The 14,787-nt window shown below is 60.2% G+C and carries 18 protein-coding genes; 16 read left to right on the forward strand and 2 right to left on the reverse strand.

Annotated elements, in window-relative coordinates; all coding sequences use genetic code 11:
• Positions 1-179: 179 nt before the first annotated feature.
• Both fabF and mltG read left to right on the forward strand, forming a co-directional pair.
• Positions 180-1,445: a beta-ketoacyl-ACP synthase II gene (gene fabF, locus ACR0NM_RS03410; RefSeq protein WP_170403139.1), complete on the forward strand. Its 1,266-nt coding sequence runs from the start codon at positions 180-182 to the stop codon at positions 1,443-1,445.
• A complete protein-coding gene (mltG, locus tag ACR0NM_RS03415) occupies positions 1,446-2,603 on the forward strand; it encodes an endolytic transglycosylase MltG (protein ID WP_480613227.1) in 1,158 nt (385 codons plus the stop codon).
• Positions 2,604-2,716: 113 nt separating this feature from the next.
• Here the strand turns inward: mltG and ACR0NM_RS03420 are convergent, their stop codons facing one another.
• The gene (locus ACR0NM_RS03420) at positions 2,717-3,976 is read right to left on the reverse strand and encodes a DEAD/DEAH box helicase (RefSeq protein ID WP_480613229.1); all 1,260 of its coding nucleotides are present in this window, start codon (positions 3,974-3,976) and stop codon (positions 2,717-2,719) included.
• 325 nt (positions 3,977-4,301) lie between these two features.
• Here ACR0NM_RS03420 and ACR0NM_RS03425 point away from each other — a divergent pair, with 325 nt between their 5' ends.
• Positions 4,302-5,189 (forward strand): DMT family transporter, encoded by an 888-nt coding sequence (locus ACR0NM_RS03425; protein ID WP_480613231.1) that lies wholly within the window; start codon positions 4,302-4,304, stop codon positions 5,187-5,189.
• 433 nt (positions 5,190-5,622) lie between these two features.
• Entirely contained in the window at positions 5,623-6,993 is a 1,371-nt protein-coding gene (locus ACR0NM_RS03430) for a DNA-packaging protein (protein WP_480613909.1), read from the forward strand.
• A gap of 73 nt (positions 6,994-7,066) precedes the next feature.
• Here ACR0NM_RS03430 and ACR0NM_RS03435 read toward each other — a convergent pair whose 3' ends face one another.
• Positions 7,067-7,321: a hypothetical protein gene (locus tag ACR0NM_RS03435; protein WP_170598023.1), complete on the reverse strand. Its 255-nt coding sequence runs from the start codon at positions 7,319-7,321 to the stop codon at positions 7,067-7,069.
• A gap of 457 nt (positions 7,322-7,778) precedes the next feature.
• On the opposite strand from ACR0NM_RS03435, the gene ACR0NM_RS03440 reads away from it, so the two are divergent.
• From ACR0NM_RS03440 to ACR0NM_RS03495, 12 genes are all read left to right on the forward strand, one after another.
• The gene (locus tag ACR0NM_RS03440; protein ID WP_480613233.1) at positions 7,779-8,225 is read left to right on the forward strand and encodes a hypothetical protein; all 447 of its coding nucleotides are present in this window, start codon (positions 7,779-7,781) and stop codon (positions 8,223-8,225) included.
• 287 nt (positions 8,226-8,512) lie between these two features.
• The gene (locus ACR0NM_RS03445; RefSeq protein WP_480613234.1) at positions 8,513-9,673 is read left to right on the forward strand and encodes a phage portal protein; all 1,161 of its coding nucleotides are present in this window, start codon (positions 8,513-8,515) and stop codon (positions 9,671-9,673) included.
• The gene (locus ACR0NM_RS03450; RefSeq protein ID WP_010442100.1) at positions 9,666-9,884 is read left to right on the forward strand and encodes a GTA head formation protein, RCAP_rcc01685 family; all 219 of its coding nucleotides are present in this window, start codon (positions 9,666-9,668) and stop codon (positions 9,882-9,884) included. Before ACR0NM_RS03445 ends, ACR0NM_RS03450 begins: the two co-directional genes overlap by 8 nt.
• A gap of 26 nt (positions 9,885-9,910) precedes the next feature.
• Positions 9,911-10,456 (forward strand): HK97 family phage prohead protease, encoded by a 546-nt coding sequence (locus tag ACR0NM_RS03455; RefSeq protein ID WP_480459285.1) that lies wholly within the window; start codon positions 9,911-9,913, stop codon positions 10,454-10,456.
• Between the two features lie 30 nt (positions 10,457-10,486).
• The gene (locus ACR0NM_RS03460; RefSeq protein WP_480613236.1) at positions 10,487-11,665 is read left to right on the forward strand and encodes a phage major capsid protein; all 1,179 of its coding nucleotides are present in this window, start codon (positions 10,487-10,489) and stop codon (positions 11,663-11,665) included.
• A gap of 171 nt (positions 11,666-11,836) precedes the next feature.
• Complete coding sequence (locus ACR0NM_RS03465; protein WP_480561352.1) at positions 11,837-12,436, forward strand: head-tail connector protein; 600 nt, start codon at positions 11,837-11,839, stop codon at positions 12,434-12,436.
• Complete coding sequence (locus tag ACR0NM_RS03470; RefSeq protein WP_480613238.1) at positions 12,433-12,771, forward strand: phage head closure protein; 339 nt, start codon at positions 12,433-12,435, stop codon at positions 12,769-12,771. The genes ACR0NM_RS03465 and ACR0NM_RS03470 overlap by 4 nt, the downstream gene beginning before the upstream one ends.
• Positions 12,768-13,181, forward strand: coding sequence for a DUF3168 domain-containing protein (locus tag ACR0NM_RS03475; protein ID WP_480613240.1), 414 nt, complete (start codon positions 12,768-12,770; stop codon positions 13,179-13,181). Before ACR0NM_RS03470 ends, ACR0NM_RS03475 begins: the two co-directional genes overlap by 4 nt.
• 20 nt (positions 13,182-13,201) lie before the next feature.
• On the forward strand, positions 13,202-13,615 hold the full coding sequence (locus ACR0NM_RS03480; protein WP_170396490.1) for a phage major tail protein, TP901-1 family: 414 nt from the start codon (positions 13,202-13,204) through the stop codon (positions 13,613-13,615).
• The gene (locus ACR0NM_RS03485) at positions 13,615-13,929 is read left to right on the forward strand and encodes a gene transfer agent family protein (protein WP_170403106.1); all 315 of its coding nucleotides are present in this window, start codon (positions 13,615-13,617) and stop codon (positions 13,927-13,929) included. Before ACR0NM_RS03480 ends, ACR0NM_RS03485 begins: the two co-directional genes overlap by 1 nt.
• On the forward strand, positions 13,926-14,135 hold the full coding sequence (locus ACR0NM_RS03490; protein ID WP_170403104.1) for a rcc01693 family protein: 210 nt from the start codon (positions 13,926-13,928) through the stop codon (positions 14,133-14,135). Before ACR0NM_RS03485 ends, ACR0NM_RS03490 begins: the two co-directional genes overlap by 4 nt.
• Positions 14,122-14,784, forward strand: a complete 663-nt coding sequence (locus ACR0NM_RS03495; protein ID WP_170403101.1) for a phage tail tape measure protein — start codon at positions 14,122-14,124, stop codon at positions 14,782-14,784. Before ACR0NM_RS03490 ends, ACR0NM_RS03495 begins: the two co-directional genes overlap by 14 nt.
• The last annotated feature ends 3 nt before the right edge of the window (positions 14,785-14,787 follow it).

Here is a 14,787-nt window from a genome sequence, read left to right on the forward strand (position 1 = left end):
TTCCCGTTGAAGGAAGGGCGGGTTTTTGCCTTTCAGGCATCGTTCAACTCAATTGACAGAGGATTTGAACAGGTTACGGCACAAGGATGCCGGTTCAGAATATGCCGTTGCTCTTGCCCCCGCACCCCGGGCCGGGGTATGAGCGGTTCTCATAACAGGAAGCAGGCAAGAGGCACTTCATGCGCAGAGTCGTTGTAACCGGTCTTGGATTGGTCACTCCTTTGGCCAGTGGGGTCGAGGAAACATGGTCACGGCTGCTGGATGGAGAATCCGGCGCAGGACCAATCACGCAGTTTGATGCCGAGGCAAGCGGGGTCACCACGACCTATGCCTGCGAAGTGCCGCGCGGAGATGGCACCAACGGGACGTTTAATCCTGACGATTGGATGCCGCCGAAAGAACAGCGCAAGATTGAAGATTTCATCCTATATTCCATCGCTGCAGCCGAGATGGCTTGCAAGGATGCCAATTGGCTGCCCGAAGACGAAGAAGACCGCCTGCGCACGGGCGTTCTGATTGGGTCCGGTATCGGTGGGCTGGGATCAATTGCCAACACGGCCAACCTGATCCGCGACAAAGGTCCGCGCAGGGTTTCTCCGTTCTTTATCCCGGGCGCGCTGATCAATCTGGCCTCAGGGCAGGTTTCGATCCGTCATGGGTTCAAAGGGCCGAACCACTCGGTCGTGACTGCTTGCTCGACCGGTGCCCATGCGATCGGTGATGCCAGCCGCATCATCCGCGCCGGGGATGCAGACGTGATGATCGCAGGCGGCGGCGAGGGCTGTATTTGCGAAATCGGTATCGCCGGCTTCAACGCCTGCAAGGCGCTGTCGACCAAATACGCCGATGATCCGAAGAAAGCGAGCCGCCCCTATGACATCGACCGCGACGGTTTCGTCATGGGCGAAGGTGCAGGCATTGTAGTTCTTGAGGATTACGAACACGCCAAAGCGCGCGGTGCCAAGATTTACGCCGAGGTTCTGGGCTATGGCATGTCGGGTGACGCTTATCACATCACCGCGCCGTCCGAGGATGGCGATGGGGCCGAACGCTCGATGAAAGCAGCGCTGCGTAGTGCGGGGCTTGAGCCGAAGGATCTGGATTATATTAACGCGCATGGGACCTCGACCATGGCGGATACGATTGAGCTGGGCGCGGTAGAACGCCTGCTGGGGGATCACGCCAGCAACGCGACGATGACTTCGACCAAATCGGCCACTGGTCACCTGCTGGGCGCCGCTGGCGCGATTGAGGCGATCTTCTCTATCCTTGCGATCCGCGATCAGGTTGCACCACCGACGATCAATCTGGACAATCCAGCAGTTGAAACTCCGATCGATTTGGCCCCGAATGCCAAGCGCGAGCGTGAGATCAACGTGGCCTTGTCAAATTCGTTCGGCTTCGGCGGCACCAATGCAAGTGTGATCTTCGGAAAGGTCAACTAAATGTGGCGAGCGCTCGCTTCGAACGCGTTGACAATACTGATCGTTGGGCTGTTCCTGATGGGCGGTGTCGTCCTGTGGGGGCAGTCGCAATACAAGTCCGAAGGTCCCCTAGAAACTGCGATCTGTTTGCAGGTAAAGCCGGGCTCTAACATGACAAGGGTTAGCCGTGATCTGGAGGATCAGGGTGCGATCAGCAGCGGGTTGATTTTCCGCTTAGCTGCTGATTACACAGACAAATCTCAGCAGCTGAAAGCGGGTAGCTTTCTGGTTCGCGAAGGCGCGTCGATGGAGCAAATCGTCGACGACATAACTCATAGCGGCGCCAGCACTTGCGGGACCGAGATCGAATACCGCATTGGCGTGACCCGTATGCAGACCCGCGTGCGGGAGCTGAACCCGGCGACTCTGGATTTTGATGAGGTGGCTTCCTTTGTGATCGGCGAAGAGGACGCCCCGGAAGTTTATGCAGAAAAACGCGGTGAGGCGGATACGCGTTATCGCATCTCGTTAGCTGAAGGCGTCACCAGTTGGCAGATTGTGGAGTCGCTAAAGGCGATGGATTTGCTAACCGGCGAAGTAGCCGATTTGCCCGCTGAAGGGATGTTGGCCCCTGACAGTTATGAGGTCAGACCCGGTGAAGATCGGAATGTAATTCTTTCTGAAATGCAGGAAAAACAGCAGCTTAGAATTAACGCGGCGTGGGAGGGGCGTCAGGATGGTTTACCTCTGAACAGCCCCGAAGAGATGCTGATCTTGGCTTCGATCATCGAAAAAGAAACAGGTCAGCCGGAAGAGCGTGGCCAGGTAGCCAGCGTTTTCGTTAACCGTCTGAACCAAGGTATGAGGCTGCAGACAGACCCGACGGTGATCTATGGTGTAACCAAAGGGCAGGGTGCTTTGGGTCGCGGTTTGCGGCAAAGCGAACTGCGCCGTGCGACGCCTTGGAACACCTATGTCATCGAAGGGCTGCCGCCGACCCCGATTGCCAATCCGGGTCTCGCGAGCCTTGAGGCTGCGGTGGCACCTGACAACACGGATTTCATCTTCTTTGTTGCGGACGGAACCGGTGGTCATGCCTTTGCCGAGACCCTGCAAGAGCACAATCGCAACGTCGCAAAGTGGCGTGAGATCGAGGCCGAGCGGAATTCCGGGAACTGATTCAATCGTCCGTGTTGTACAGGTTTGAAACGGCACTTTGTCCGACTTGTACAACACGAATCTCTGACCCCGATAAAGCAACGGCCCGGTCAATCGACCGGGCCGTTTCTTATTCAGGCCGCTTTCGCGCGACGCGGTCGGCGGCGTTTCTGACCGCCCGGTTTGGGCGCACCAGAGTGCTGAGGTTTCGGGCTGCGACGGCGGTTGCTTGGGCGGCGCGGGGTTTTCTTTGGTGAGATTGCTTCAGGCATCTCACCGCTGGCGACCGGGATTTCGATCTTCATCAGCTTCTGAATCTGACGCAGCAGGTCGACCTCTTCCGCCGAGCAGAAGGCAATGGCCTCGCCCTCGCGGCCTGCACGAGCGGTGCGGCCGATGCGGTGGACATAGTTGTCCGGTACCTCGGGCAGGTCGTAGTTGATCACATAGGCCACGCCCGGAATATCGATGCCGCGCGCGGCGACGTCGGTAGCGACCAGAACATTGACCTCACCGGCGCGGAACGCCTTGATGGCGCGGTCGCGTTGGCCCTGACTTTTGTTGCCGTGGATCGAGGCTGCATTGTAGCCATCGGCGACAAGCCCCTTCATCAGCTTTTCGGCCCCGTGTTTGGTGCGGGAGAAGACCAACGTCAGCGCGTCCATGTCAGCCGAGAGGATCTCGCGCAGTTTGGCGGGTTTTGCAGGCTTTTCAACAAAGTGGATCGACTGTGTGATCTTGTCGGCTGCTTTGCCGGGGGGCGAGACCTGCACCCGTTGCGGGTTGGTCAAATAGGCACGGCTGAGCTCTTCCATTTGCTTCGGCATGGTGGCTGAGAACAGCATGGTTTGGCGCGGCGTGCCCAGTTCCGGCGCGATCCGACGCAGGGCATGGATGAAGCCCATATCGAGCATCTGGTCAGCCTCGTCCAGTACGAGGTGCTTGACTGAACCCAGATTAACCGCACCGCGATCCATCAGGTCGATCAGGCGACCGGGGGTGGCGACAAGAATGTCGGTGCCGCGCGCCAGAAACATGATCTGCTTGTTGATCGACTGACCGCCAACCACGGTCGCGACGCGGATCTTGGTTTTCTTGGTCAAGTTGCAAAGGCTGTCGGCGATCTGGTTGACCAACTCGCGGGTGGGCGCAAGGATCAGCGCCTTGGCGGTTTTGGGATCGGGCTTGCCGGGCTGGGCCAGCAGATGGTCGATCAGCGGCAGGCCAAAGGCCAATGTCTTACCTGTACCGGTCTGGGCGAGGCCAAGGATATCGTGACCATTCAGGGCCAGCGGGATCGCCTGGTTCTGGATCGGGGTCGGTTGAGTGAAGTTGGCGCGTTTGAGCGCATCATTTAGAGCGGGCGCAAGGCCCAGCATATCGAAGTCGAACAAATAACTATCCTTTACAGCCCGAGGCAAAGGTCCACGGGCAAGTCGTGATGGGCCGCTTCCGCGACCGGCAGGGGTTGTGCGAAACCTCAGGACGTGCAGGCGTTCCCTGCAGCATCTGGTTGTCGCGTCAAGAACCCTGCGTGATGGGGAACTATGGGTGAATCGGGCGCTGTTGGGGGCGGTGTCGCCCACGTGCTCACGCGGTAGCGCTGTTTGAGGGGCACATGCGCCTTGCGGTCGCGATTGTCAAGCGCCGTGTCGGCCATAAGCTTGCGCGGGTTGCGCGTTTGCCAGATACGGTTCGGAAGGTTTTATGAGTCGGGTCATGACATTCAGAGCTTTACACGGAGCGGATTTGAGGACCGCCAGCGTCGCCCTTGTCATCGGCGGGATGATGTGGGGGCTGTACTGGATTCCGGTTCGCTACTTTGTCGACCAAGGACTGGATGGCCCATGGCCCGGTATTGTGATGTACACCTCGGCGTTGATCGTACTGACGCCTTTCCTGATGCGCGAACGGCAAGCGCTTTTGAAAGACTGGCGCGGGCTGATCTTGAGCGGGATGTTCACCGGTGCTGCGTTCAGCTTGTTTACCATCAGTCTGGTTTACACAGATGTCGTCCGGTCAATCCTGCTGTTCTATCTGACACCGGTCTGGGGAACGATCCTTGGAATGGTGTTTCTGGGTGAACGTCTTGGCCCGGCGCGCGTGCTGGGCTTACTCTGCGGTCTGGGTGGCATGTTCATCGTGCTTGGCGGAGAACAGGGGTTTCCCTGGCCGCGCAATACTGGAGACTGGCTGGCCCTGATCTCGGGGATCACTTGGGCGATGGGATCTCTGGGGCTTTATCGGACGTCCGGTATCTCTGTTCCGGGGCAGGTTTTTGCCTTTGTTTCAGGCGCTTTGGTGTTGTCTCTGCTGAGCCTTCCATTCGGCGGCGGTTTGGCGTCATCAGAGGCAGTCGGCGAGATGGTTATACGAATCGGCCCGGTCGCGTTGCTGTCGGTCCTGTACACCTTGCCGATGTTTTTTCTGACGATTTGGCCCGCAACCAAGCTGACCCCGGCACGCGTTGGTCTACTGCTGATGAGCGAAGTTGTGGTGGGCCTGATCTCGGCGGCGGTCTTCTCGGGCGAGCCGTTTGGGATGAGAGAAGTATTGGGTGCGGCTTTGATCGTAAGCGCTGCGTTTCTTGAGGTCATGCGGGGCTGATCGTTAACGGATCGGACGCCGGGTGTTGCATCTTCGTTGCGTAACACATTGACTTTGCGTACTTTTCTTGGTATGAATTATGTCATGCTAGAAGAGGTGGGCAACGGCCCCGGGGCGACCCGGCGGTCGTTTTTCGTTTCTCTCGTGCGGAAAAACTCACGCATGAGGTCACAGGCAAACATGACTTTGATTACCCCGGAAGAGCGGATTTCTCAGACGGCTGATTTATTGCAGTCGCTTGAGCGATCCATTCGCGATCTGCGCCAAGCGGCGGAAGAACTGCGAAAACAGATCGGTGCCGGGGAGGATGCAGACCTTGCCGGAACAGGCAAGCAACTGGGTCAGCTAGAGGGGCTGATCCGCAGTTGCCAGAAAGTGGAGACAAGCTTTGTCGAACAACATCACAGACAAGCCGGAATTGCCCAAGGGGGCTATGCGCTCGACCTTGATCGGGCACGATCTGAGATCGGGTGCAGGCTGGCTCGCCTCCGCGCCTGCTGCGGTGCAGGACAGATTTCTGAGTGAGATCGGGGAGGGGGGGCTGTGTGCCCTCCCTTTCCTGTTCGAGTTCTGGGCGCTGCCGCATCAGTTGCCGCCCGAGGGCGACTGGCGGTCGTGGGTGATCATGGGCGGGCGCGGGGCCGGTAAGACGCGGGCGGGGGCCGAGTGGGTGCGGTCGGTGGTCGAGGGGTCATTGCCTCTGGATCGGGGGCAGGCGTGTCGTGTGGCTCTGGTCGGTGAGACATTTGATCAGGTGCGCGATGTGATGATCTTTGGGGATAGCGGGATATTGCAGTGTTCACCGCCGGATCGGCGGCCTGTTTGGAAGGCGTCCGAACGCAAGCTGGTTTGGCCTAACGGGGCCGAGGCGCAGGCGTTTTCGGCACATGATTCCGAGGGGTTGCGGGGGCCGCAGTTTGATGCGGCCTGGGTGGATGAGCTGGCCAAGTGGAAGAAGGCGGGCGAGACCTGGGATATGTTGCAATTTGCGCTGCGGCTGGGGGAACGGCCGCGGGTCTGTGTGACCACGACGCCGCGCAATGTGAAGGTTTTGAAGGAGTTGCTGGCGTCTCCGTCCACGGTGCAGACCCACGCGCCGACCGAGGCGAACCGGGCCAATCTGGCGGGTTCCTTTTTGGAAGAGGTACGCGCGCGCTATGCAGGCACGCGGCTGGGGCGGCAGGAATTAGACGGGGTGTTGCTGTCGGATGCCGAAGGCGCGTTGTGGACGGGTTCGATGCTGGAGGCGGCGCGCTGTACGCGGGTGCCTACGCTGGACCGCATCGTCGTGGCACTGGACCCGGCAGTAACGGCGAGGGCGGATGCAGATGCTTGCGGGATCGTGGTCGTTGGTGCTCAGCTAGAGGGGCCGCCCGAGGACTGGCGGGCCTATGTGCTGGCTGACCGGACGGTGCAGGGCGTTGGCCCGGCGGGCTGGGCGCAGGCGGCGATTGACGCGATGGATGAGTTCGGGGCCGAACGGCTGGTGGCCGAGGTCAATCAGGGCGGGCAACTGGTGGAAGAGGTCGTGCGGCAGGTGGACCCTCTGGTGCCTTATCGCGCGGTGCGGGCGTCACGCGGCAAGGTCGCGCGGGCTGAGCCTGTGGCGGCGCTGTACGAACAGGGGCGGGTAAGCCATGTGGCCGGGCTGGATGCGCTAGAGGAGCAGATGTGCCAGATGACCGCGCGCGGGTTCGAAGGGCAGGGCTCACCCGACCGGGTCGACGCGTTGGTCTGGGCGCTGCATGAGTTAGTTGTGGCACCTGCGGGGGCGTTTCGGCGGCCCAGGGTGCGGAGTTTGTGAGCACTTTGAGGGTTGCTCTACAAACAATCATATTTCGCCTTAAGGGCTGCTCTTTCGCTGGGCGCATTCAGGTTCAGGACGTTGGGTACTCTTGATTCCAACTGTCCTCGTATTCGCCGAGCAAACGCGACAATGTCAGCAGCGAAGAAAACAGCCTTGCATGGACATCCGGCGACATCATGGTTTTGTAGTCGTCAAGCAGCTGCACAAGAACGACTACGTTGGAGGCAAACACCTCATAGACGTGTTTGTCGGCAGCAGTCGGTTCCTTGGTCCAGTTATTGTTTGTATCGGAGTGTCCGGACGGCACAGGTTCGTTTTCATTCATCGGGTGGCCTCTTCAATTTGAAGCACACGTGGGGGCATGTGAAACGCAGACAATTGCCGTGGCACGAAATCACAAGAACTTGGCGGTGATTGCAAAGGAATTTGGTCGGACGTTGAGCGCGCCGCGGCTATTGTAATAGTCCAAGCTGGAGTCAGGGCCAGGGCTCGCCAGACAGAATAGATGCGTTGGTATGGGCGCCGCATGAATTGATTGTGGTGCCTGCGGGAGCGTATGGTCGGCGTCGGGTGCGAAGTTTGTGATTAAAACGCGTATTTCGAAGCTAGTGGCTCTACGACAATGCTTAGCCTTTAGCAGGCCTGTTTCCAGACCAACGGAAAAGAACAATAGGTCAAACCGGCGTGCTAACCGCAGACCAACGATCAAATTGCGACACTGGTTTGAAGTTTCAATTCATGCCAATACCAGCCGATACTACTTGAGAGTATGGAGAAGGCATTTGAGCAAATACCCCAAATTAAACATAGCTCTCGAGTACTTAGAAGCAGCTATTGAAGAAAGAGAGTTGCGTCAAAGATATTTCGCCGCAATGAATTTGGCCGGAGTGGCAGAGGAGCTTCTTGGCAAGCTTATTCGTGCAAATGGCGATGTGGACCAAATGACTGAAGCAGTTAATCGTTTGAACGTCATCCAAAAAGTGGGCGTGGAGCAACTCGGCTGGAAGAAGTTGAGTGAAAAAGAGCTCAGAAAATTACTTGTGCGCCCCAAAAACAGTATCAAGCATATGGATAGTGTTGCATCTGGGAATAGTGCTGAGTTGTTCTTTGAGGTGGAGGATGAGTCAAAGTGGCTCATTCAATCAGCTATCCGCAATTTGGACATTCTCAATATTGATTACTCAAACGTCGTAAAAGAGTTTGTAAATAAGCACGCAGCAGACGTATGAAAGCTGCAACAATTGCTCTTTGGGATCGATACCCACCCTAGTGATTTAGCCAAAATGTCGTGGACATCACATGTCGGTCATGTTTGTTTTCGAGGCGTGGGCAGTGCAGATCGTAAGCTTCGAAAGTCCGGAGCTGCCGATTAATTGTCTTGTTGTCTGATGGCAGTCGGAGAATGGTCGCTGACCCGTTGCCTACCCCCCGAACGCCCCATTCCCAAGGCTTAAACTTCTTTCCCTCATAACTCCTTTCAACAAGCCGGGCAGAGCGGCGGCAGAAAGGAGCACAGATGGTATTCGATTTCTTGCGTCGTGGATCGGCTGAGGCAGCGCCCGAGGCGAAGGCGAGCGCGGCGGGGCCTGTGGTGGCGTGGCAGACGGGCGGGCGAGTGGCGTGGAGCCCTCGGGATGCGGTGTCGCTGACGCGGACGGGATTTTCGGGGAACCCGGTGGGGTTTCGCTCGGTAAAACTGATTGCCGAGGCGGCGGCTGCGTTGCCTTTGGTGTTGCAGGATCAGGCGCAGCGGTTTGATACCCATCCGATCCTGTCGCTGATGCGCCGCCCGAATGCGGCACAGGGGCGGGCGGAATTGATGGAAGCCTTGTTTGGGCAGTTGCTGCTGTCGGGCAATGCCTATGTCGAAGGGGTGCAGGCTGATGAGGGCCTGCCGGTTGAACTGCATGTGTTGCGATCCGACCGGATGAGCGTGGTGCCGGGTGCGGATGGGTGGCCCAAGGCTTATGATTACGCGGTTGGTGGCAAGAAGCACCGGTTTGCGGCGGAAAATATCTGTCATATCAAATCGTTCCATCCTCAGGATGATCATTATGGATTTTCACCGATGCAGGCGGCGGCGATGGCGATTGATGTGCATAACAGCGCGTCGCGGTGGTCGAAATCGCTGCTGGACAATGCGGCGCGGCCTTCGGGGGCGTTGGTGTGGAAGGGTGATGGTCATGGGGTGATGGCTGAAGATCAGTTCCGGCGACTGTCGGATGAGATCGAGCAGAACTATCGCGGGGCGCGGAATGCGGGCCGTCCGATGGTTCTGGAAGGGGGCTTGGATTGGAAGCCGATGGGGTTCTCTCCGTCCGATATGGAGTTTCAAAAGACCAAGGAAGCCGCCGCCCGCGAGATCGCGCTGGCCTTCGGTGTCCCGCCAATGTTGCTTGGGATCCAAGGCGACGCGACCTATTCGAACTATCAGGAGGCCAACCGGGCGTTTTATCGCCTGACCGTATTGCCTCTGGTGACGCGGGTGGCGGCGGCGATGTCCGAGTGGCTGGCGGGCTTCTCGGGTGAGGATTTGGTGCTGAAGCCGGATCTGGATCAGGTGCCCGCGCTGTCGGCGGAACGCGATGCGCAATGGGCGCGGGTCAACGGGGCGGATTTCCTGACGGATGCCGAGAAACGCGCGTTGCTGGGGCTGCCGGAGCGTGGCGATGGGTGACGGGTATCCTCCGTTCGACTGTGCGCCGGGCCTACGTCTGGCCGCGCATGAGAGGGTGGCCGAGATCCAGCATGCGCATCTGTGCCGCAGGTTGGATCAGATCGAAGAGATGATGGAGCGGCTGGAGAAACGGTTGTGGCTGACAGTGTACGGCGTGGCGGCGGTGATTTTGGCGCAGGCGTTTCAGTCATTCCTTGTGGTAACGCCATAATGTCAGTGGGTTACATGGAGAAGTTCATGGATTTGGAACATAAATTCGCACAGTTCGGAGACAGCTTGTCGGTAACCGACGATGCGGTGATCGAAGGGTATGCCAGCCTGTTTGGGCAGGTCGATCAGGGCAGCGATGTGGTGCAGCGCGGGGCGTATCGCGGCTCGCTGGAGGGGCTGGCGAAGGCAGGTCAGCGGGTCAAGATGCTGTGGCAGCACGATCCGGCGCAGCCTATCGGCGTCTGGGATGAGGTGCGCGAGGACGACAAGGGCCTGTGGGTCAAAGGGCGTCTGCTGGAGGCCACGCAAAAGGGCCGTGAGGCGGCCGAGTTGATCCGGGCGGGCGCTATGGATGGCCTGTCGATTGGTTATCGCACCAAACGGGCCGTGAAGAATGACAAGGGCCAGCGGGTCCTGACCGAACTGGAGCTATGGGAGGTGTCGCTGGTGACTTTCCCGATGCTGCCCAGTGCGCGGGTGGCGGCGAAGGGTGTTGAGCCTGACGTTGAAAACACCTGGCGCAGTATTGCTGAGGTGTTCAACGACGCCCGGCAGGAGCTGGCGCGAATCTAGCGCCTCTAACCCCCCAATAAGGAAGTGCTGATGAGCAAGACCGAGACCCCGGCCTTGACCGGAGAGGGTGCGTCCCTGGTTCAGGAGGTGAAGCAGGCGATGGCTGGCTTCGTGAATGAATTCAACGGCCTCAAGGCCGAAGTTAAAACCCAACTGCAACAGACAGAAGAGCGACTGACCATGCTGGATCGTAAATCAACCATCGCGGCGCGTCCGCACCTTGCGGCATCGATCGAAGAAGGCGCCCCGCATCAGAAGGCTTTTGACGCCTATGTGCGTTCGGGCGAGGATGACGGGCTGCGCGGGCTGGAGATTGAGGCCAAGTCGCTTTCGACGGCGGTGAACAGCGACGGTGGCTATCTGGTCGATCCGCAGACGGCTGAGATGATCAAGTCGGTGTTGAATTCAACCGCTTCGCTCCGTTCGATTGCGTCAGTTGTGAATGTCGAGGCGAACTCGTTCGACGTGCTGATCGACCACACCGATGTGGGCGCTGGTTGGGCGGATGAAAACTCGGCCACGGCTGAGACCTCGACCCCATCGATTGATCGGATTTCGATCCCGCTGCACGAGCTGAGCGCGCTGCCCAAGGCGTCGCAGCGTCTGTTGGATGACAGTGCGTTTGATGTCGAAGGTTGGCTGGCCGGTCGTATCGCCGACAAGTTTGCCCGGGCCGAGGCAGCGGCGTTTATCAATGGCGACGGTGTGGACAAGCCCAAGGGTATCCTGACCCACCGCACGATGGAAAACGGCAGCTGGGGCTGGGATAGCCTGGGTTATGTCGCGTCGGGCATTGATGGTGGCGTCGATGCGGATGCGATTGTGGACGTGGTCTATGCGCTGGGCGCGCAGTACCGGGTGAACGGCACTTTCGTGATGAACTCGAAAACCGCGGGTCTGATCCGCAAGCTGAAGGACAGCGATGGCCGCTTCCTTTGGTCGGATGGCCTAGCCGCTGGTGAGCCTGCGCGTCTGATGGGCTATCCGGTGCTGATTGCCGAGGACATGCCGGATGCGGCAACCGACAGCTATTCGATTGCCTTCGGTGACTTCCAGTCGGGCTACACCATAGCCGAACGTCCCGATCTGCGGGTGCTGCGCGATCCGTTCAGCGCCAAGCCGCATGTCCTGTTCTACGCGACCAAGCGCGTGGGCGGTGATGTGAGCGATTTTGCTGCAATCAAACTGCTGAAATTCGGCATCGCCTAAGCGGTGGCGGATCCGGGGGGCTGCAAGCCCCTCGGGCGGCGGGCGCGGGCCGGGGTGAGATCCCTCGCGTTGTCTAGCTGCTCCCCTCCGTCCGAGCAACGTGGGGCGGCGCGTGCCCGTCATTTTCCAAGGATACGGCCCCGGAGGGGTCCGAGATTGCGGAGTGAATGGATGATGTTGATCGAAGAAACCGCCATCGCGGATGCGGCGCTGCCGGTGGATCAGTTCAAGGCGCATCTGCGGCTGGGCACGGGGTTTGCCGAGGGCAATGTGCAGGACGAGGTGTTGAATGGCTTTCTGCGTGCGGCCATTGCGGCGATTGAGGCGCGCACCGGTAAGGTGCTGATAGAACGGGATTTCTCGTGGAGCCTGAACGGTTGGCGCGATCCAGCAGGTGAAGTGCTGCCGGTGGCCCCGGTGGTCTCGGTTGCTGCGATCACGCTGACGGATGCGGCGGGGACCGACATGGTTGTGGATGCCGAAGCTTACCGTTTGGAGCGCGACATGCAGCGCCCTCGGTTGCGTCCGGTTGGCACTTGCTTGCCAAGGGTGCAGACCGGCGGCTCGGTGAAGATTGCCTTCACTGTCGGGATGGCCACGGATTGGGGCGGGCTGCCCGCTGACCTTGGGCAGGCGGTGCTGCTGCTGGCGGCGCATTACTACGAATACCGCGATGAGACGGCGCTGGGCGCGGGGTGCATGCCCTTTGGCGTGACAAGTTTGATCCAGCGCTATCGCACGGTGCGCTTCAGTGCAGGGGTGACTCAATGAGCGCGCCGCGATTGAACCGCAAGCTGGTGCTGGAGGGTCCGGTGCGCAGCGCGGACGGCGCGGGGGGGTATACCGAGACCTGGACCGCGCTGGGTTCGCTTTGGGCCGAGGTGACGGCGCGCAGCGGTGCGGAACGGGCGGTTGGTGGTGCCTCGGTGTCGCGGGTTGGGTATCGGATCGTGGTGCGCGGCGCGCCCGTGGGGTCCTCGATGCGGCCTGCGCCGGATCAGCGGTTTGCAGAAGGGGCGCGCCGGTTTGTCATCCGCGCGGTGGCCGAGCGTGATGGACGCGGCCAGTACCTGACCTGTTTCGCAGATGAAGAGGTGGCGGCATGAGCTATGGCGTTGCAGCCGCGTTGCAGGCGGCCGTGTTTCAACAGCTTTTGGGGGATGCGCAGGTAAGCACCCTGTCAGGCGGTGCGATCTATGACGCGGTGCCATCGGGAGTGCTGCCCCAGACCTATGTGACGCTCGGGCCGGAGGAGGTGCGGGACGCCTCGGACCGATCCGGGGCGGGCGCATTGCACCGGTTCACGGTTTCGGTGGTGTCCGAGGTGGCGGGCTTCAGTGCGGCCAAGACACTGGCGGGCGCGGTGTGTGACGCGCTGGAAGGTGCGGCGCTGAGCTTGGACCGGGGCCATCTGGTGGGGCTGTGGTTTGAACGCGCTAGCGCCCGGCGCACGGGAACTGGCGGCGCGATCCGCCAGATCGATTTGAGATTCCGCGCCCGCGTGGAAGACGACTAAGCAATCAACGGAGAGAGCATATGGCTGCCCAGAACGGAAAAGACCTGTTGGTCAAAGTGGATATGAACGGCACCGGCCTGTTCGAGACCATCGCGGGGCTGCGCGCCACGCGGATCAGTTTCAACGCGGAAAGTGTGGATGTGACCAGTCTGGAAAGCCAAGGCGGGTGGCGCGAGCTGCTGTCGGGGGCCGGGGTCAAATCGGCCGCGATCTCGGGCTCGGGCGTGTTCAAGGATGCGGGCACAGATGAGCGTGCGCGCCAGCTGTTCTTTGACGGTGAGACGCCCGGCTTTCAGGTGATCATCCCCGATTTCGGTATTGTCGAAGGCCCGTTTCAGGTCAGCAGCATCGAATATGCGGGCTCGCACAACGGTGAGGCGACTTATGAGATGAGCATGGCAAGCGCCGGCGCGCTGAGCTTTACGGCGCTCTGATGGCCAATCCGTGGACGGGCGAGGTGGCGCTGACAATCGATGGGGAGCGGCGGGTGCTCAAGCTGACATTGGGTGCTTTGGCGGAATTGGAACAAGAGTTGCAGGCCGGGTCTCTGGTCGAGCTGGTGCAGCGGTTCGAGGGTGGCGCGTATTCCAGCGGCGATGTGCTCGCCTTGCTTGTCGCCGGGCTGCGCGGCGGCGGGTCTCAGGTGACCCGCGATGATCTGCTGCATGCCGAGATTGCGGGCGGGCCGATGGCGGGGGCCAAGGCGGCAGCCGAGTTGCTGGCGCGGGCCTTCATGGTGCCCGAGTGAGCGGGTTCGACTGGGCCGTACTGATGCGGGCCGGGTTCCTCGGCCTTCGCCTGACGCCGGATCAGTTCTGGCGTCTGACCCCGGCTGAGCTGCGGCTGATGCTGGGGCAGGGCGCCGGGATGCCCGCGATGAACCGGGCAGGGCTGGATGCGCTGCTGGCGGCCTATCCGGACAAGACACAAGGAGAGCGTAATGACGGATCGTGATGGTTTTGACGACCTGCAGGAGCGGGGAGAGGCGCTGGGTGATGCGCTGGGCGATGCGGCGACCATGGCCTCGGCATTTGATGGCCAGATGCGGCGGATCAAGGCCGCGTTTGAAGAGACCGGCAAGGATGTGGCCACGCTCGAGCGTGGCATGTCCGGCGGGTTGCGCAAGGCGTTTGATGGCGTGGTGCTAGACGGAATGAACCTTTCAGGCGCGCTGGATGTGCTGAAGAACTCGATGATCCGCACGGCGTATTCGGCGGCGATCAAACCTGTGACGGATCATTTTGGCGGCATGCTGGCCAACGGGGTTGGTGGGTTGGTTCAGGGGATTCTGCCCTTCGCGGACGGAGGCAGTTTTTCTCAGGGCCGTGTGATGCCGTTTGCCAATGGTGGGGTCGTTAGCAGTCCAACCATGTTCCCGATGCGAGGCGGCACCGGGTTGATGGGTGAGGCGGGGCCTGAGGCGATCATGCCACTGGCGCGCGGGGCCGATGGCAAGCTGGGTGTGCGGTCACAGGGCGGCGCGCGAGCGGTCAACGTGGTGATGAATATCTCAACACCGGATGTGCAGGGGTTCCGCCGCTCTCAAGGCCAGATCGCGGCGCAGATGAGCCGCGCATTGGGCCGCGGCAATCGCAACAGATAAGGG

This window comes from Ruegeria sp. AF2 (assembly GCF_056542025.1).